This window comes from Magnetococcales bacterium, from assembly GCA_015232395.1.
In the GTDB taxonomy this organism is placed as follows: Bacteria; Pseudomonadota; Magnetococcia; order Magnetococcales; family JADFZT01; genus JADFZT01.
This window is the reverse complement of the sequence record JADFZT010000001.1, coordinates 159,136-177,271: the sequence shown is the minus strand read 5'-3', so window position 1 is coordinate 177,271 and position 18,136 is coordinate 159,136. Positions and strand designations below refer to the sequence as shown.

The window sequence follows — 18,136 nt, the reverse complement described above, 5'->3', positions numbered from 1 at the left end:
GGAGAGTGTATCTGCCATTACGGCTTCCATGGCTCAGGTTATGGAGGAGGCTGGGGGGGTTACCCGGGATATGGCGGCGTATAGTGGGGGGATGGTTCAGGCTTCGGACCAGGTGGAGGGGGTTTCGGCGGTTCTTTCGGATACGATTGGTGGTATGGCGGCTCTTTCGGGTGAGATTGGTGATTTGAGTCAAAAGGTTTTAGAGGTGAGTCAGGTGTGTGGGGGGGCTTCGGGGGTGGCTATTGATGTCACTCAGATGGTGGCTGAGTTGGATGTGTTGGCGCAGAATGCAAGGATGCGGGCGACGGCTATTGCTGGAATTGAGGCCAAATTGCGGCAGGTGTTGGAGGGTATCAGGTTTTAACTATTAAAAAAAAAGATGGGGGGGATTGGGGGGAATTCTTTCCCCCCAAGGTCTGTCTTTTGATCTTAATCCTTTGATTTTGATCTTAATCCTTTGATTTTGATCTTAATCCTTTGATTTTGATCTTAATCCTTTGATTTACAACCCCCCGGGGGTGTGGGGGCGAGCCCCCACGGTTTTGCTTTTTTCTTTGATTTTGTTTTTGACTCAGATTGTGAACTTGACCTCAGATTGTGAACTTGACCTCGTATCAACAAGGATCGTGGAAGGGAGAAACAGATGGCCCGGAAAGAGAGCAAAAAAGACGATGAGTTCCCCCGTCTCGATAAATGGCTTTGGGCGGCTCGTTTTTTCAAAACCCGATCTTTGGCTGCAGAGGCGATCAAAGGGGGCAAGGTGAATTTGGGTCGGGTTCGGGCTAAACCGGGGCGACAGCTTAAGGTTGGGGATCGGTTGGAAATTCGCAAAGCTCCCTACACTTACCTGGTGGAAGTGGTGGAACTCTCCAGCCGTCGGGGTTCCGGCAAGGAGGCGGCCAAGCTCTATAAGGAGACCAAGGCCAGCCGCGAAGCCCGGGAGATTTTGGCTATTCAGATTAAAAACCAGCCTGTGGCACCGGACTTTCAGGGTGGTCGCCCCACCAAACGGGATCGCCGTCGCATGGATAAATGGCGTGAGGGATGATTTTGGTCAGGACAAGCACCCATGCTTCTATAGCAGTTCTATCTCAAAATTGGACACTCTTCCCTGACTCGTCATCCCCGCGAAGGCGGGGACCCAGGGAGCTGATGATTGCCCTCAAGGAAAAACCAAATCTTCAAGAAAGGCCGGTATTTTGCTGAAAGTGATGCAAGATTTGGAAAGGTTCGCGCCAGACCCCCTGGATTCCCGCATTCGCGGGAATGACGGAACCGGTGGTGTCAATTTCAAAGTCAGAGGCCCTGGATTCCCGCATTCGCGGGAATGACGGCAAAAGTGCAACGGCATATGTCCAACTTCTTGATTCGAATGCCTATAATAAAATGAGCAGAGGTATCGGTTTGTTGGCTTTGGAATGTCAGGAAATTGTCAGTTGCGGCGGGTAAAGCGCGGGTGGTCAGGCTTTTTTGCGTAGTAGGCGTCCCTGGCGGGCGCGCCCTTGGTTGTCGAAGTTGTCAAAGCTGCCTTTGATGGTGTTGAAGCGTCTTTTTTCAGCGAAAATTTGCCGGGCTACCTGGGATTTGGATTTTTCCAACCCTTCCTGAACGTCAGGCAGTCGCTTCATGATGGCGGTGAGGCGTTCCCGGAGTTGGGCATCCCCTGCCCCACGGACATGGCTGGCGCTCTTTTGAGTGAGCTTTTCCATGGCGCTGTTCCACTCCCCGGCGATTTTGTCTATTTCCGCAGATTCCAGGGATTCCAGATCATTCAGCTGCTCGAAGAGGCGTTCCAGGGTGGTGATGGTTTTTTCCATGGGAGAGCGCTGATCCGTCCAGTTTGGGGCGTGTTTGTTGGTGAAAAGTTTGGCAGCTGTAGCTTGGTTGATGCGGTTCGCACGGCTCACCGCATCCTACATGCTGGCAATGATCCTGTTGGATTCTAGAGAGCGCTCACCCGCAGGGTTGGGGGGTTGGCCGGGTCGATGGGCGCGGTGGCTGCCGGTTGTTGTCCGGGCAGTCCGTCTTTTTTGACCTGGCGTACCGCTTCCCGCCACCCTTCCAGGAGGGTCGTAAGGTGACGAATCACCTTTTGGATGTGGGAGACATCCTGGGTGAGATTGGCTTTGGTGAGGCGGTCGAGCATGAAGCCGTAGAGCTCGAAGAGTTGTAGTGCGAGATCCCCACCTTCCTGGAAATCCAGGGTGTTTTGCAGCTCGGCAATGATGCAGAGACCGCGCCTGAGGGACATCTTGTGGGCACTGAGTTCTCCAGCCTCTTTTTCGGCGATGGAGCGCTCCAGAAAGCGAATCGCACCTTCATACAGGAGAATCAGCAGATCTTCCCGGGAGGCGGTGTGCGCCCGTGAGGTTTTATAGCTTCTTAGGCCGTAGGACATGGTGCCTCATTTTCCGCTGTTGGCATTCTGTACGCCCCGCCAACCGTCCAACAATACCTGAAGTTGCTCTATCACCCGGCGGATGTAGAGGGTATCGTGGGTCAGATCGGCCTGGGTCAGGCTGTCGAGCATAAAGTCGTATAGGTCGTTCAACTGGGCTGGAACCTGCCCACCCTCATCGAAGTTCAGGGTTTTTTTGAACTCTTCGATGATGCGCCGTCCCCGCTCAAGAAAGGATTTGAACGTTTCCGTTTCCCCGGCTTCACAGGCAGTGATGGCCTGTTCCAGAAAGTTGATCCCCCCTTCATAGAGTTGGATCAGGATATCCAGCTGGGACAGTTGATCCGGGGCTGCCGGATCGGCTTCTGCGGCTTTGATCTCCATGATGCGTGTCTTTCCTGCAAACCTTTATGATGCTGAAGAAATAGACCGCTGTCATCAACAACGATCCCCCCTTGCAAAGCTGGGTATGACTTTCTTCAAGGCTTGCAATAAGCAGACCAACAATCAGGCTTGGAGACTCGCGATGGTGGATTCCAGGGATCCCGCTGCCCCGTTCATGCTGTTGACCAGCTGTTCAAGGCTGGCAAACTTGAGGGTCATGCGCTCCTCGATGGTGATGAGGCGCTCCTCTTCCCGTTCAATCTGATCGGCGATGGAGTCCAGACGGTCTTCAATGCCGTCCAGGCGGCCGGTGAGGGAGCCGTCGGTATAGTCGGTGATGGCGTCCATCAGGTCCGCCATGCGGTGGGCTACACCCTCGTTGCCGGCGTCGCCGTCGGAGAGGGAATTGGTAAAAATAGCCGCCACAGCTTCGAAATTATCCGACAGAACATCGCTTAAGGTAGAGCTGTCAAAGCTGATGGTCCCATCTTCCGAGTCGGTTCTGAGGCCGATTTCCGCCAGCATCGAATAGGGGCTCAGGTCGTCGCCACTGCCATCATCCAGGCTGGTGGAGGTGTTGAGCACCGAACGCATCTGAGAGATGATGGAACGGGTCAGAGATTCTCCGGAAAAGGCCCCTTCCTTTTCGCTGTTGATATATTCGATGACACTATTATAGGCACTGACAAAGCTGTCCAGGGTGGATGTGAGGCTGGAGGTGTCGTTGCTGACGCTGATGGTCACGTCAGCGGTACCCGCGCCGCTGTTGTCGTCCAGAAGAGTGAGGGTGACCCCTTCGATGACGTCGCTGACGCTGTTGCTGGTAGAGGTAACGGAAACGCCGTCCACGGTGAACTCGGCATCTTCAGCGTCGATGCCGTTGGCAAAGTCGCCGGTGGAGAGGGTCACATCACCAGTGGCATCGCCATCGGTGTCGAAATCGACATCCAGGGTGATGTTGGTGATTCGCTGGGCACCGCTGTTTTCGCCGCTGTCCTGGGCGGTGAGCACCAGGCGCTCGTTGGTGCCGTCGCTCATCACTGAGGCGACCACGCCATCACCGTCGGCGCTGAAGTCCAGCTCATTGATGTAGCTTGCGATTTCCGTCAAACCATCGCCATCGGTGAGGCTGGCGGAAATGTCGTAGGTGGTGCCGTTGTAATCGAAGGTAAAGGTCGTGGTGCCGTCGGTAACCACCTCGGCACCATCGGCCACACCGGTACCGGTGTTGGGGTCGGCGGCATCTCCACCAATGGCCATCACCGCGGTCTGATTGGTGGCGAGATTTTCCACCGAAATGGTGTGGACGCTCTCCGACGCATCGCTGTCAGCCGAGACGGCGATGGTGTCGGTGTCGGAGCTGGTGGAGGTGTGGGGCGTAAAGGTGGACGCCGCCTGCAAGCTGCTGGAGGTGGTCTCCAGTGTTTTCAGAAGGGTTTCCAGTTCGGAAAAAGCATCCTTCTGATCGTTATAGGTGTCCTCTTTGTCTTCCATGGCGTCCAGACGATAGGTCTGGGCTTCCATCAACTGGGAGACGATGTCTGCTGGCAGACCACTGGCCAAACCACCAAATGTCACTGAACCGACGCTCATATCAACCTCCTCGCCTGACTTTTTTGATACAGCACTTAGGCTGTGGCATCGATGATGCCACCGTCCAGAGTCTGCATGCGTTTGGCCAGGTCGATCATTTCATCGCTGGGTATCTGTCGCACCACTTCTTTGGTATTGCTGTCCACCACCCGGATGATGGTTTCTTCCAGCTCCTGATCCACGGTAAACCTCAAAGAGGTAAACTTGTTCAGGGTCTGGTTGACCTCATCCACCAGGTCGAGTAGCAATTTTGCTTCCTGACGCCCCTCCTTGTCCATCGAATTGGAGGAGGACTCCCCTTTTTTTGGGGGAGGTACGGCTGTTTCCGGTTTGATAACAGCCTTTTTAGCCAGAGAGCTGTGGCCTGGCAGGGGATAGCCTTCGGTTTTTTCCGAAGGGGCTATTTTCAGATTTGGAATCGCAAAGCCTTCCATGAAATCACCTCATCGTTCGCGAGATTTTTTTGATCGGTTGTTGCTTTAAACAGGGCGCCAAGGGTTTCGCCGTGTTCTTGTTTCTTCCGATCAATGGTTTCCCTACGTTCGTTTCGGCCATTTTCGTTTCTGACTTTAGCCTATTTTTATCTCCCTGAAGCTTATTCGGTTTTTTCCCAGCGTTCCCCGGTCTATCCGGGAGTCCCATTCATTCGTTTGTCTGGAACTCTTTCCCTCCGGTCGTTCAACTGAAGCCTTGAATCCGCTCAGGGCGTTGTGACCATTTGGAATCCGACCTGGTTGCGCTTAACCCCTTTGTAGCAGGTTTTTGTCTTGAAATTTAATACCTTACTGACCCAATAGTTGTAGCGCGAGCTGGGGCTGCTGGTTGGCTTGGGCCAAAACAGCGGTACCGGCCTGTTGCAAAATGGAGTTGCGGGTCAGGTTGGCGGTTTCGGCCGCGATATCGGCATCCATGATCCGGGAGCGGGCGGCGGAAATATTTTCCACCACGTTGGTCAGGTTCGCTACCGTGGACTCGAAGCGGTTTTGCATGGCACCCAGGTTGGCCCGGATGTCGGTGACGCTGTCCAGAGCGTTGGTGAGCTGGGTCAAGGCGCTGCCCGCAGCGGAAAAGGTGGTGATGTCCACCCGGGGTGCAGTGCCAGCGATAATGGAGGCCTCGGTGTAGCGTCCGGTGGAGAGCAGGGCCGAAGGCAGGGCATTGTCGATGGTGACCGCAATGGTCTGGTCCTGCCGGTTGCCCACCTGAAACACCGCACCCGCATAACCACCGCTCAAGAGCGTCTGATTGTTGAATTCCACCTGGGTGGAGATGCGTTGGATTTCCGAAAGCAGCTGATCGACTTCCAGCTGGAGATCGGCCCGGTCGGAAGAGTTGTAGGTCTCGTTGGCCGCCTGTACCGCCAGCTCCCGGATACGTTGCAGGGCGTTGGTGGTTTCGTCCAGAGCCCCTTCAGCCACCTGCAACAGGGAGATGCCGTCGTTGGTGTTGCGGATCGCCTGATTGAGCCCCCGAATCTGAGAGGTCATCCGGGTGGAGATAGCCAGCCCCGCCGCGTCGTCTTTCGCGGAATTGATCCGCAGACCGGACGCGAGACGAGCGAAGGATTGCCCCAAAGCTGACGTGGAGCGGTCCAAAACCCGCTGGGCGTTCAGAGACGCGATATTGGTGTTGATAAACAAAGGCATGATTTATCCCCTTCTGGAAGCTCTGGGCTATCCAAGAAGCTGTAGGGCAAGCTGAGGCTGCTGATTGGCTTGTGCCAATACGGCGGTGCCAGCCTGTTGCAAAATGGAGTTGCGGGTCAGATTTGCCGTTTCGGCCGCGATGTCCGCGTCCATAATACGGGAGCGGGCAGCCGAGATGTTTTCTACAACGTTGGTCAGGTTCGCTACCGTAGACTCGAAGCGGTTTTGCATGGCGCCGAGGTTGGCCCGAATATCGGTGACACTATCCAGGGCGTTGGTGAGCTGGGACAAGGCGCTGCCCGCAGCGGAAAAGGTGGTGATGTCCACCCGGGGTACGGAACCCGCCGCGATGGAGGCTTCGGTATAGCGCCCGATGGAGAGCAGGGCCGAAGGCAGGGCATTGTCGATGGTGACCGCAATGGTCTGGTCCTGCCGGTTGCCCACCTGAAACACCGCACCCGCATAACCACCGCTCAAGAGCGTCTGATTGTTGAATTCCACCTGGGTGGAGATGCGTTGGATTTCCGAAAGCAGCTGATCGACTTCCAGCTGGAGATCGGCCCGGTCGGAAGAGTTGTAGGTCTCGTTGGCCGCCTGTACCGCCAGCTCCCGGATACGTTGCAGGGCGTTGGTGGTTTCGTCCAGAGCCCCTTCAGCCACCTGCAACAGGGAGATGCCGTCGTTGGTGTTGCGGATCGCCTGATTGAGCCCCCGAACCTGGGAGGTCATCCGGGTGGAGATGGCGAGCCCTGCCGCGTCGTCTTTGGCGGAGTTGATTCGTAGGCCGGAAGCCAGTCGGGCAAAGGATTGACCCAGAGCCGACGTGGAGCGGTCCAGAACCCGCTGAGCGTTCAGAGAAGCTATATTGGTGTTAATAAAGAGCGGCATGGCTCGATCCTTACGTTTGTGGCTCGGTCGGCGGTAAAAAACCGTCCTGATTCAACCTGTTATCGATATCACCCCTGGAGGTGCTGACGAAGCATTCTTTCTCTGGTGGATCCTAGCCGTTGGAATCCTTGCGTGACAGCAGCTGTACTTCCTCTTTCATCTGGTTGGGAATCAGTGGCTGCCGGGGGGAGTATTCCTTTAAAAGAATCTGCCGCCCTCTGCGGTTGGCCGCATTGACCACCACCGGTCCTGCCAGATTGGTACGCATCTCCTCAGGCTTGCCGTCGGGGATGGTTACCAGGGAAAACACTTCCACATCTTCACTTCTTTCCAGCTCCAGGGCGATGGCGTCATCGTCGCCGATGGAGAATTCCAGGTTGGAAAAAAATTCAAATGGGTTGATCACGATAAATGCGATTTCCGGTTCATCCACCGATTGCAGCCAGAAAAAAGAGGAGTCGTCGGAGTATGGAAACATCAAATATCGTTTGCTTAAGGGAAATCCCAGCAAGCCCTCTTCCAGAAGAATGACTTCGTCCCCGTTAAACTCCAATGTACCAAAACGGGTACCATGTATTTCCATCGTCATCTCTCCGAAAGTGCCTTGTCCCAGCCAGACAGCGATTTGTTGGTCCGGACTGTCGGTTTGGGCCCAGGCCGCCCAGTGTGCGGGAGGCTCGGGGGACGTTACCTGATTAGGGTTAATACTACGCATGAAGCATACCAATCTTTCAGCGTTTTAAAAAAGCGATAAATGCAATGATTCGTCAAAAACATCCCACTATTTTGCCCGATAAAGAGTTTTTTCGACCTTTTTGAGGGGAGAAAAATGCCTCCCCATGCACCAAACAGGCAAAAATGACCAGGTTGCCTGATGACCTGTTTCGGTAGAGACCCCACCACGGGGGGAGTGGAGCCTCTACCGGGGCGCTTTACTGGAGTAGCTGTAAAGCGAGTTGCGGCTGTTGATTGGCCTGGGCCAGCACGGCGGTTGCGGCCTGTTGGATGATGGAATATTTGGTGAGATTGGCTGTCTCCTCGGCGATATCGGCATCCATGATCCGTGAGCGGGCTGCTGAAACATTTTCAACCACGTTGGAAAGGTTGGCAATGTTGGCATCAAAGCGGTTTTGAATCGCACCCAGTTCTGCCCGGGTGGAAGAGACCCGATCAATGGCCAGGGACATGATATCCAGCATCCGCGCTGCAGCCTGCTGACCATCCAACGGCGGGTTGGTGCTGTCCGTGGAAGGAGGATCGAAGGGCAGTGTGGGATCCGTGGGGATCGACGCACCGGTGATGTCCACCAGGGGATCCGGGGGAAACGTATTGGAACCACTGGTGTCGATCAGCCACTCGGGCACCGTGACATAGTCGCCGGGGGTGGGCTTGGAAGCGGCCTGGACCGCGGCATCCCGGGCGTTGAGCACGCGGGCCATGTTGGTGCTGGCGGTGGAGGAAGTCGCAACGGTTCCACCGGAAGCGGCGGCAGCCACACCGGCGGCGGCGATGATTTTGGCCTCCTCCAGGGTGAGATTGCCACTCTGATCGGCATCCATGGCCGCTTGGGCGATGGTCTCGATATCGTTACCGTTGGCGATGGCTTCATCATACGCTGCGATCACCAGGATAATGTTGCCCACCGGGACATCCTCGACGGTGGTGCCGTCGGTGACGGCATCGTCCACCACATCGCTGGTGGTGGCAGCACCGGCCACCTCATCGGTCAGGGTGGTATAGTTGGTGTCGGTCTGGGAGGCGCTATAAGCCGCAGCAGCCAGCACCCGGGCGTCATCAGCCGCCACGGTGGCATCGGCTGCAGTGATATCTTCGGCGAGCAGGGAAGCGACGACCGCATCCTGGCTGCCGCCACCGACGATCTCGGTTTCGCCGTCCGTGGAGAGCCCGAAGGCGGCCAGGGCAGCGGTGGCGATGGTGGTGGCCTGGGCCGTGGTCAGGGTGGCGGAAGAGTCCGCAGCCATCAGGGCCGCAGCCAGGGTGTCGGCATCGTCACCAGCGGCTGTACCGGAGACGGCAGCGGCAGCCACGGTGGTTTGATCGCCGGCAGCCAGACCCACGACACCGGTCAGGGCGTCGGAAACTTCGGTCACCGTGGGGGTGGTCCCCAGGGCTTGGATGGCGGTCACGTTGGCGTCCGGCGTGGCGATGGCGGCATCCAGAGCGGTCACTGCAGCGGTGCTGGCACCAACGGCGGTCGCCATGTTGTCGGCCACATCGTCAGAGAGGGTCGTCGACGGCGCGGTAGAGGTGGTGTCCGCATTGGCCACGGCATTGATCATGGTGGCGTGTTCGGAGTCGAAGAGGCTCGACCCTGAGAGTGCCGGATCCGGGGCTTTGATTTTCATGCCGGCAATGGCTGGATTGGTGACACTTTCGTCACTGTTGGGATCAGCCAGGACATCCTGGGCCATGAGCACTTCTGCCGTCGCGTCGGCCAGATTGACGGTGATGGTCTGGTCTTCACGGGCACCCACCTGGAAGATGAGGGGCTCGGTTTCACCATTGAGCATCGGCCAGTTGTTGAACTCGGTCTCCTGGGCGACACGCTCGATCTCAGCCAGGAGCTGGGAAACCTCTTCCTGGAGGCTTTCACGATCTTCGTCGCTGTTGGAGGCGTTGGCCGCCTGCACACTCAGCTCATTGATGCGCTGGAGCATGTTGGACACTTCGTCCAGGGCCCCTTCCGCCACCTGAGAGACGGAGATACCGTCGTTGGCGTTGCGGATCGCCATGGTGAGGCCACGAATCTGGGAGGTCATCCGATTGGAGATGGCCAACCCGGCAGCGTCGTCACCGGCGGTATTGATGCGCAGCCCCGAAGAGAGGCGGGCAAAGGTGGTGTTGAGCTTACTGGAGCTCCCCAGCAGGTTGCGCTGTGCGTTGAGGGAGGCCACGTTGGTATTGATAAAAAGTCCCATGATTCAATCCTTTCCTGACGATCTCTATGCTTCTGGTCCTACTTAACCGTTGGCGGCCATCCGCACGGGGTGTTCCTGATTTTGAATGCTCCGGACTTGCCCTTCCTGGAGATATTTCCCGCGCATCTCCTGAGGAATCAGCTCCTGTCGCGGAGAATATTCTTTCAGCAAAACCTGCTTGCCGTGGCGATTGCGAATGTTGACTACCACCGGGCCTGCCAGGTTGGTGCGCATCTCTTCGGGCTTGCCGTCGGGGATGGTCACCAGGCTGAAGACTTCCAGATCCTCTCCCCTGTTCAGGCCGATGGATGCGGCGTCATCGTCCTGGACTTCAAACTCCAGATTGGTGAAAAAGTCGAAGGGGTTCACCACGATAAAGGCGATCTCCGGTTCGTCCACCGACTGTAGCCAGAAAAAGGAGGAGTCGTCCCCATATGGAAACAGCAGATAACGCTGGCTTAAGGGAAAACCGAGCAAACCTTCCTTAAGGAGGATCAGTTCGTTTTCCTCGAATTCCAAAGTTCCAAAACGGGTACCGTGAATCTCCATGGTCATCTCTCCATTCATGAGCCGAAATTTCTAAAAGAAGTCGAGGAGGGAGGTGTTCATCACTTCCCGTTCCGTGGAGGCAATCACCTCCAGGCTTTGTGTCACTTGTTCCAAACTGCTCAACAGATCAAACAGGTCAGCTTCGGTGTTGAGCGCTTGTACTTCGGTGAGCGCCGCCTCATCTGTTTCCAGGGTTTCATAGACCGCATCCACTTGATTGGTCCGTATACCGGTAACCCCTTGCAAGTCTGATACCTGTTGTGTCGCTGTTTGCAATTCTTCTACCCAAGCCTGCACTTCTTCGGTATCTCCCCTGAGCAGAGCCCCCCGGAGTCCGGAGAGAGCGACGAACATGTTTTGCTCGCCGCCGACACCGTTGACCAACTCGTCAGCCGTGACATTTCCTGAGAGAGTACGGCCATTTAGGGACTGAATCGCTCGGTCTGCCTGGCCTCCCTGATAAGAGGGAACGACCTGAAAATAGAGTACATCGGCTGTTTCCGGGCTCGCTTGGGCGGTCAAAGTGACGCCGTCGCCCAAATCCCAGGTGAGGGTGCCATCATCATTTTCTGTCACGGCAACACCCTCTTGGACCACACCATTGACATCCACATCAAAAGATCCGTCATCGGCTTGGTAGGCAATTTTGTAGCTCAGGGGGATGTCGGTTGAGGCAAAATCTTCCCCCAGGGTGACTGCGTATTGGCTGGAGACATCCACAAAGTCCCCTTCGCTGTTGTTGCGCAACAGGACATCCGGAACCTCCACATCCACCTTGTTATAAGGATCGATGGTGCGTCCGCCGCTGAAGAGGGGAATTTCGTCGAGGCTCTCGTTCAGGTTGTTCAAAATATCCTCGAAAAAGGCCAGGGCGCTGGTGGAGGCGGCGGCCATGATGTCCGGATCCCCTTCCACATAGCTGTTGCCGTACTGCAGGGCCAAATCTTCGGCATCCAGGAGCGTCTCGTGGATGGAGTCGATGTTGGCTTCACCCAGTTGCAGCCGCTCGGAGGCGAAGGAGGTGGTCCGCATCAGGCTTTCCACGCTCGACAGGTCGGCGGAATACATCATGTGCCGGTAGACTGCCGACGGATCATCCGAAGGACGATTCAGCCTTTGGCCGGAGACGGTCTGCTCCTCCACACTCCGCAGTTCCTGGTACTGGCTCTGCAGGGCATCGGATCCGGAGCGATATAGCAAACTTTGGGTGACGCGCATTTTAAATCCCCAATTCCAAGGCGTTAGATCATGCTGACGATGGTCTGGAGGAGTTCATCCGCCATGGTGACCATCTTGCTGGAGGCCTGGAAGGCTCTCTGAAATTTGATTAAATCGGTCAGCTCTTCTTCCAGGGAGACCCCGGAAATCGACTCCCGCACATCCTGTAGAAAGGAATAAGCGGCTTGTTGGGTCTCCAGGGCTTCCGAATTGGCGCTGATTTCAGCACCCAGGAGGCCGACGACCGTGGCATAGTGGGAAACCAGGGTGGTGGTGTCGCCAAAGAGGGTGAACTTGTCATCCCGCAAGGCGCCGATAGCCAGCGCTCCCTGATTGTCCGCATCGTGATAGGTCAAGGTGGTGGAGCCATCATCCTCGGTGACGACACTGATCTGACCCAGGGCCACCTGGTTGGGATCGTCCATCAGGCTCTCTTCCACTGCCATGTCCCGGGCACCGCTGCCGGTGAAAAGTACCCCGACACCCATGGCTGCGAGTATGCCGCTGGTATCGGAGGTGACCCCGTAGACCCCTTCTGTGGCTGTCAGGACCAGCTTGTTATCGACGATTTCAGCTGAGACGGCGTTGCTGGCGTCGATGGCGTCCCGGATATCCTCAATGCTCATGCTGGCATCGATGGCGATGGGATCCGAGAGAGTCAGATCGGTATAGTCCGTGCCGTAGGCGAAGGTGACCTCACCGGTCGTCACCCGGGCCAGATCTTCAGGGGCTCCGGTGTAGCTGGTGGAGTCGGTGTCGGTGACCAGGCTTGAGAGGGCGACATCCAGATCGTTGCCCAGATCGAAGGCCCCGGTTTGCGACGTATACATGGTGTCGCTGACCGACTGGCTGTGAATCAGGTTGACCTGGAAGCGAATTTCGTCGGCAATGGCTTCCAGCTTGGTCAAAAGACCGTCATCGCCGTGGATCACTTCGTCCCGTATTTCCAGCAGGCCTTTCAGCTCACCACCGGAGATCAGGCCGGTGTTGCCAAACTCCTTGCCAGCGATCTCGATACCCATGTAACCGCTGTCAGAGTTATCGGTGGAGCGGGTAAGCTCAGCGGCGTAGACTGCATCCACCAGCACTTCCTGTCCTTTGGAAGTCATGATCTGCACACCGCCGTCATCCATTTCCACGGTGGTGATATCAATCAGTTCGCCCAATTCCAGGATCATCTGCTGCCGTTGGTCTTTCAGATCCAGGGCCGGGCTGGTGTGCTCCTGGGAGATGATGAGAGAGTTGATCTCCTGAAGATTGGAGAGGCGCTCGTTAATGTCGGCAATCAAGACATTGATCTCTTCATCCACCGGCAGGGCCATGTCGCTCAAGGATTGGTACATGTCTTGAACGTAACGGGAGAGCCCGTCCGCTTCGGCGATCAGTTCGTTGCGGCTGACCGGGTTGATGGGGTTGTCGGCCAAAGAGTCGGAGGCGGAAAAAAACTCCTCCAGACGTTGGGAAAAACCGTCCCCATCCATGTCGTTGAAAACATCTTCAACCAGCAGCAGATAGCGTTCCCGGGATTGAAGCCTGCCGATTTCGGCGGTTCCCAGTTCCAACCGTCCTTCCACCAGGGCATCCACCTGCTGGGTGACCTGGGCCAGAGAGACGCCACCACCGATGGAAGTGTTGCCGGTTCCGGGGGTGGATTCCAGGCGCAGGGACTGTCGGGAGTAACCTTCGGTGTTGACGTTGGCGATGTTGTGCGACACCGTCATCAAGGCACTTTGGTTGACGAAGATCCCTTGCTTGGAAATGTCCAATATGTCGGATATGGCCATTTGTCGTCTTCTCTTAAAGATGGAGCTTTTTGAGTGTTTCTGCTGCTTGCGATACCCTCTTAATGCATGGGGTGTGCCAAGCTTTTGAAAAAGTGTGGCCTGTTTTGGGGGTGTTGGTTATATAGTGTTGAATAACAACGAAAAAAATTTGTTTAGCGGCTCTCTTGTGGTGGTCGCTTTCCCTGGAATACCCCCCCTTTCATACCCCTGATGGCAGAAATGTACCCCGATATCGGGCAAATGTTTCCGGTTCCCCGGCAAGGAGGCGTTCTCTGCCGGTGAAGCGGTGACTCTCAGGCGGGGGCATGGTACTTTTTGCCCCTCTCCTTTAACCTGGATCAGGAGGCTGCGGCATGTATGCACGCCCGACCGCCGAATCCAGGTTTAAACCTCCATCTGGATCCATAGGTACCAATGAACTTTTCCCCCACCCTGAATGTGGCTACCCGTGCAGTCTTGAAAGCCGGGGCCATGGTCTTGCGTCACTTTGATCGCCGTCATCAACTACAGGTGACCCAAAAGGGGGCGGCAGATTTTGTCACCAATGCCGACATGGAGGTGGAAAAGGAGCTGCTGTTTCATCTTCAGCGGGGCTACCCCGAATATGGGGTGTTGGCAGAGGAGAGCGGTGCCCACGGGGAGGAGAGTGACTATTATTGGATTATCGACCCCATCGACGGCACCACCAACTTTTTGCAGGGGGTTCCCCACTTTGCCATCTCCATTGCCTTGGCCCGGGGTTCGGAGATTGAGATCGGGGTGGTGTACGATCCTATCCGCAACGAACTCTTCACCGCCGAGCGGGGCCGGGGGGCTTTTCTCAATGATCGGCGCATTCGGGTGGGCGGGCGACAAAGCCTGTCATCAGCCCTGCTCGCCACCGCCTTTCCATTTCGGGACAAGGATTCCCTCCCCCCTTTCATGGCCTGCTTTGAATCTTTATTTATGGCTTGCGGAGATATTCGCCGGGGAGGCAGTGCCGCTTTGGATCTGGTCTATACGGCGGATGGCCGGTTGGACGGCTTTTGGGAGACGGGGCTGGCCCCTTGGGATTTGGCGGCTGGTGGTTTGATTCTGCTGGAGGCTGGTGGCTTCCTCAGCGATTTTGAGGGAAATAAGAACTATATGGTTTCCGGGGACGTGGTGGCAGGCAATCCCCTCCTGCATAAACGCATCCTGGCCAAAATCAAGGAGTCGGGTCTGGCCGACACCCGTCGAAGGAAGAGCGGGCGGCGTTAGTTCTCGGATAGGGGAGATGATACCCACCCCACTCGCATACCTTATATTGGCCACTTCTCAAGCTTTCAGGGTTGGGAGTGAAGGGGGGTGGCTTTTCCATATGGAGGGGGGGTGGCCTTTCTATATATAGGGGGGGTGGCCTTTCTATATATATGGTAGGACCGATGAGGCCTTTTTATTCGGAATCACAGTGATGATTGCCATTGCTCCCCTCTCCCGGTTGCCTGGGAGAGGGGGGTTGGCAAAAAGGCCATGAATCAGGAGAGGAGCTTTTGGGAGACGTCGTTATCCTGGTTGGCCTGGGCTTGCAGGGCTGAGTGGGGGCGGTCGAGAATGGCCTCCCGGGTTTGATCTGCGGAACCCGCAGCGCGATCATTGTCCATGACGGGCAGGGCCATGGGATCCCTGGGAGCGGGCGCCTGGGTGCTTTTTTCCATCACTTCACCGATACGGCTCAACACCTCTTGCAGGTCGGAGCGCATCCCCTGGACATAATCCAAGGCGCCATCCACCGCAGCCAGATTTTGAGGGTTGGCAGGGGATGGATCGTCGGCCCCCTCCTCCCAGGCTTCGTTGGCCGGATCCGCATCAAGCCCCAACGCCGTCAGATCGGCCCGGGGAATGGTCAGGGTCAGGTTGGGATCCTCAAAGCCACCCACAGGTAAGGTCAAGTCATTCACATTGCCCTGGAGCAGGGGTTGGCCGTTGAACTGCGCCCCATCGGCAATCTGTTCAATCTGGGCTACCATCCGGGCAATATCATTTTGAATCGCCTCAGAGTTGTCCGGGCTGGCAGAATCCTTCTCTACCATCAAATCCCGAATCCGCTGGAGGGCCTGGGAGGTCTCCTTCAAGGCATTTTCAGCCACTTGGGCCATGGAAATACCGTCATTGACCTCCCGGATGGGGCCGTTCATATCGCGGATTTTTCGGGCCATACTGTTGACGAAGGCCATGCCCGCAGCATCTTCCGAAGGCACATGCAACGGCGCTCTACCGGAGGTGAGCCGAGAGAGGGCCTTTACCCCCGGGGTATGCAGCTCCCGGCGGGCATTTAAGGCGGCGACGTAATATTTGGTGGAAAGAGCCATTGTTTTCTCCTGATACCAGCTTGCGTTCCCCCTTGGGGGAGTCATACGGCTACGTGTTGATCGGATCTTGTTTGACAGCTTGTTATGGTGGCCCTTGGGGTTGGGATCCTTTGGGGTCGGTATGGTGTTTCCGGTTTACCTCTTGATGGGCAGCTCCGGTGATATTTTCATCTCTCTTGGGTGGGATGGATCCTTTTCCTTTGTTATTGAATCAGTTGCCGAAGGGGGGGACGGGTGCGGCTGTCAGTTCATTGTTGTTTTTCCCCTTAATCTCTTTTCGGCCATTATTGACCCACCTTGAGTGAAAAATGCATCACACTTGCAAAAAACGAAAATGAACCCGATCAAGCCCTGTTCAAGTCGTGGGGTACAAAATGCCTACTCTCTTTATCGGTGTATGGATGGGGGACTTGAGATAAAAGTGAAATTTATCTGAATTTGAAACCGGATCAGTTCAAGTGGAGAGGGGGGGCAGGCTTGCCGGGGGAGAGGTGTCCGGGAGGCAGGAAACCCTTCTCACGATGTTGAGACGGGTCCACTCACCTGAAGGGAAGAGCCTATAAAAACCACCCAGCCCGGGCAAGGGAGGCGGGCTCGGTTTTGGCTGTAAAACGGGAGGGAAAGAGGCGCGCAGGATCTGGGTGAGGGGAACCAGGCTGAACGGGGCTTCCTGTCACCGGTCACAAAATGGCTGGACATTTTATCGCCATACAATTGGATGGGTTTGAGGGAAGCAAAACCGGCCTGTTTCAGCTGTTTTTGACTGAACCAAGCGCCTCTCTGGTGCATAAACAACCAAATCAGAGTGGGATCGGGGTTTTATGAAAGGATAGTGCCGCCTCGCATCAGGCTGACTATACGGGGGCGAGGCTCTGAGGCGTGATGGTTTGGCTGGAAAAAAGCCTGGGTGGATTAAAGTCTGGCTGGATCAAGGTCTGGCTGGATCAAGGTCTGGCTGGATCAAGGTCTGGCTGGATCAAGGTCCGGTGGGGTGAAGAGCGGGGGGCTGAATGACAACCGGCGGCTCGGGATGATTTCCGAGCCGCCGGCTAGGTTGGGCGGTTAAACCCTGGTGTTCAACAACACACCTTCCAGATCACGCATCTGCTTGGCTAGATCAAGCATCTGTTCATCTGGAATTTGGCGGATCACGCTGTCGGTATCCTTATCAACGACGCTTACCACCACCTGTTTCAACTCTTGGTCCATACTGAAACGCAGCGAGTTGGAACGGCTGAGCGGGTGGTTTATCTCCTTGGTCAGAGTATCCGATGAGACCGCTGCAGAGGGGGAATCCCCCTTTTCCTTCTGCTTTTGCTGAGCGGCCTCATGGACCTCTTTGGCCTTCCGGGGATAATCCCCACCACCACCGCGATTGATGACACGTTGCCGAACCTCGGCGGAACTGACTCTATCCTTGTATTCCACCGGGACGGGACCAACCCTTCCGGTGACTTCACTCATGGTACTGCCCTCCTGTCAGGCGAGATGATGCTCAAATGTGCTTTCGCCTTATGAGAGGAGCTGCAGAGCCAACTGAGGCTGCTGATTGGCCTGGGACAGGATTGCCACACCGGCTTGCTGCAGGATGGCGTTCTTGGTCAGGTTGGCAGTTTCAGAGGCTATGTCAGCATCCATGATCTGACTTCTGGCGGCGGAGGTGTTTTCCGACACGTTGGTCAGATTGGTGATGACAGACTCAAAACGGTTTTGATAGGAACCCAGCTGGGCACGGATATCGGCTACCGAATCAAGGGCTGCATCCACCACGTTGATCACCGAGTTGGCATCAATCTGCATGCTGGCATCGGTATGGGTGGCACTGTAGATGAAGACCCCGCCTTGGGTAGAGTTGACACCCAGGGCACCGACACTCACGTTGGTGATGGAAACCGTGATCGTCTGGCCGGCATCGGCACCGACGTGCATGGTTTTACCAGCAGCATAGCTGCCTTGAAGCAAGGATTGATCGTTAAACTCCGTGGTGGTGGAGATCCGTTGGATCTCAGCCACCAGCTCGTGCATCTCCTTCTGGATATCTTCCCGGTCACCGGCGGTCAGGGTATCGTTCGCCGCCTGAACAGCCAGTTCACGGATCCGTTGCAGAGAGTTGGTGGTTTCATCCAGCGCCCCTTCGGCAACCTGCACCAGGGAGATGGAGTCGTTGGCGTTGCGTACCGCCTGATTGATGCCTCGGATTTGAGCGGTCATCCGGGTGGAGATGGAGAGACCGGCCGCATCGTCTTTGGCGCTGTTGATACGTAGACCCGAGGAAAGCCTTTGATAGGTGGTTCCCAGGGCGTTGGTGCTTTTCATCAAGTTGCGTTGAGCGTTCAGGGACGCAACGTTGGTATTGATTGAGAATCCCATGATTCTTTCTCCTTTAACGGAACTTCCTCAAATTCCG

General features: G+C 56.1%; 18 protein-coding genes and 1 pseudogene. 3 read left to right on the top strand and 16 right to left on the bottom strand.

Annotation, left to right across the window (positions count from 1 at the left end):
• Nucleotides 1-364, top strand: a 364-nt coding sequence (locus tag HQL52_00830) for a hypothetical protein (GenBank protein ID MBF0367979.1), incomplete at its 5' end; no start/stop codon positions are given.
• A 279-nt stretch (nucleotides 365-643) separates the two neighbouring features.
• A complete protein-coding gene (locus tag HQL52_00825) occupies nucleotides 644-1,048 on the top strand; it encodes an RNA-binding S4 domain-containing protein (protein MBF0367978.1) in 405 nt (134 codons plus the stop codon).
• A 412-nt stretch (nucleotides 1,049-1,460) separates the two neighbouring features.
• On the opposite strand, the gene HQL52_00820 is transcribed toward HQL52_00825, so the two are convergent.
• The 13 genes and pseudogenes from HQL52_00820 to flgK form a co-directional block, all read right to left on the bottom strand.
• The gene (locus tag HQL52_00820; GenBank protein MBF0367977.1) at nucleotides 1,461-1,907 is read right to left on the bottom strand and encodes a hypothetical protein; all 447 of its coding nucleotides are present in this window, start codon (nucleotides 1,905-1,907) and stop codon (nucleotides 1,461-1,463) included.
• 35 nt (nucleotides 1,908-1,942) lie between these two features.
• Complete coding sequence (fliS, locus tag HQL52_00815) at nucleotides 1,943-2,398, bottom strand: flagellar export chaperone FliS (GenBank protein MBF0367976.1); 456 nt, start codon at nucleotides 2,396-2,398, stop codon at nucleotides 1,943-1,945.
• A 6-nt stretch (nucleotides 2,399-2,404) separates the two neighbouring features.
• Nucleotides 2,405-2,782 carry a flagellar export chaperone FliS gene (gene fliS / locus HQL52_00810; GenBank protein ID MBF0367975.1) on the bottom strand — a complete coding sequence of 126 codons (378 nt, stop codon included), beginning with the start codon at nucleotides 2,780-2,782 and terminating at the stop codon, nucleotides 2,405-2,407.
• 123 nt (nucleotides 2,783-2,905) lie between these two features.
• Nucleotides 2,906-4,375: a flagellar filament capping protein FliD gene (gene fliD, locus HQL52_00805; GenBank protein MBF0367974.1), complete on the bottom strand. Its 1,470-nt coding sequence runs from the start codon at nucleotides 4,373-4,375 to the stop codon at nucleotides 2,906-2,908.
• A 35-nt stretch (nucleotides 4,376-4,410) separates the two neighbouring features.
• The gene (locus HQL52_00800; protein MBF0367973.1) at nucleotides 4,411-4,809 is read right to left on the bottom strand and encodes a flagellar protein FlaG; all 399 of its coding nucleotides are present in this window, start codon (nucleotides 4,807-4,809) and stop codon (nucleotides 4,411-4,413) included.
• 348 nt (nucleotides 4,810-5,157) lie between these two features.
• Nucleotides 5,158-6,021, bottom strand: coding sequence for a flagellin FliC (locus HQL52_00795; GenBank protein ID MBF0367972.1), 864 nt, complete (start codon nucleotides 6,019-6,021; stop codon nucleotides 5,158-5,160).
• A 27-nt stretch (nucleotides 6,022-6,048) separates the two neighbouring features.
• Nucleotides 6,049-6,909: a flagellin FliC gene (locus tag HQL52_00790; protein ID MBF0367971.1), complete on the bottom strand. Its 861-nt coding sequence runs from the start codon at nucleotides 6,907-6,909 to the stop codon at nucleotides 6,049-6,051.
• A gap of 112 nt (nucleotides 6,910-7,021) precedes the next feature.
• The gene (locus tag HQL52_00785; GenBank protein ID MBF0367970.1) at nucleotides 7,022-7,492 is read right to left on the bottom strand and encodes a flagellar assembly protein FliW; all 471 of its coding nucleotides are present in this window, start codon (nucleotides 7,490-7,492) and stop codon (nucleotides 7,022-7,024) included.
• A 349-nt stretch (nucleotides 7,493-7,841) separates the two neighbouring features.
• Nucleotides 7,842-8,468 carry a hypothetical protein gene (locus tag HQL52_00780; GenBank protein MBF0367969.1) on the bottom strand — a complete coding sequence of 209 codons (627 nt, stop codon included), beginning with the start codon at nucleotides 8,466-8,468 and terminating at the stop codon, nucleotides 7,842-7,844.
• A gap of 906 nt (nucleotides 8,469-9,374) precedes the next feature.
• A pseudogene (locus tag HQL52_00775) lies at nucleotides 9,375-9,848 on the bottom strand (flagellin FliC).
• A 42-nt stretch (nucleotides 9,849-9,890) separates the two neighbouring features.
• Nucleotides 9,891-10,397, bottom strand: a complete 507-nt coding sequence (gene fliW, locus HQL52_00770; protein ID MBF0367968.1) for a flagellar assembly protein FliW — start codon at nucleotides 10,395-10,397, stop codon at nucleotides 9,891-9,893.
• 30 nt (nucleotides 10,398-10,427) lie between these two features.
• On the bottom strand, nucleotides 10,428-11,615 hold the full coding sequence (locus HQL52_00765) for a hypothetical protein (GenBank protein ID MBF0367967.1): 1,188 nt from the start codon (nucleotides 11,613-11,615) through the stop codon (nucleotides 10,428-10,430).
• A gap of 23 nt (nucleotides 11,616-11,638) precedes the next feature.
• Nucleotides 11,639-13,399 (bottom strand): flagellar hook-associated protein FlgK, encoded by a 1,761-nt coding sequence (gene flgK, locus HQL52_00760; protein ID MBF0367966.1) that lies wholly within the window; start codon nucleotides 13,397-13,399, stop codon nucleotides 11,639-11,641.
• 414 nt (nucleotides 13,400-13,813) lie between these two features.
• Between flgK and HQL52_00755 the strand changes: the two genes are divergently transcribed.
• The gene (locus HQL52_00755; GenBank protein MBF0367965.1) at nucleotides 13,814-14,638 is read left to right on the top strand and encodes an inositol monophosphatase; all 825 of its coding nucleotides are present in this window, start codon (nucleotides 13,814-13,816) and stop codon (nucleotides 14,636-14,638) included.
• Between the two features lie 257 nt (nucleotides 14,639-14,895).
• Here HQL52_00755 and HQL52_00750 read toward each other — a convergent pair whose 3' ends face one another.
• The 3 genes from HQL52_00750 to HQL52_00740 form a co-directional block, all read right to left on the bottom strand.
• Nucleotides 14,896-15,729 carry a hypothetical protein gene (locus tag HQL52_00750; protein MBF0367964.1) on the bottom strand — a complete coding sequence of 278 codons (834 nt, stop codon included), beginning with the start codon at nucleotides 15,727-15,729 and terminating at the stop codon, nucleotides 14,896-14,898.
• Between the two features lie 1,062 nt (nucleotides 15,730-16,791).
• Nucleotides 16,792-17,193, bottom strand: coding sequence for a flagellar protein FlaG (locus HQL52_00745; protein ID MBF0367963.1), 402 nt, complete (start codon nucleotides 17,191-17,193; stop codon nucleotides 16,792-16,794).
• A 48-nt stretch (nucleotides 17,194-17,241) separates the two neighbouring features.
• Nucleotides 17,242-18,099, bottom strand: a complete 858-nt coding sequence (locus HQL52_00740) for a flagellin FliC (protein MBF0367962.1) — start codon at nucleotides 18,097-18,099, stop codon at nucleotides 17,242-17,244.
• Between the last annotated feature and the right edge of the window lie 37 nt (nucleotides 18,100-18,136).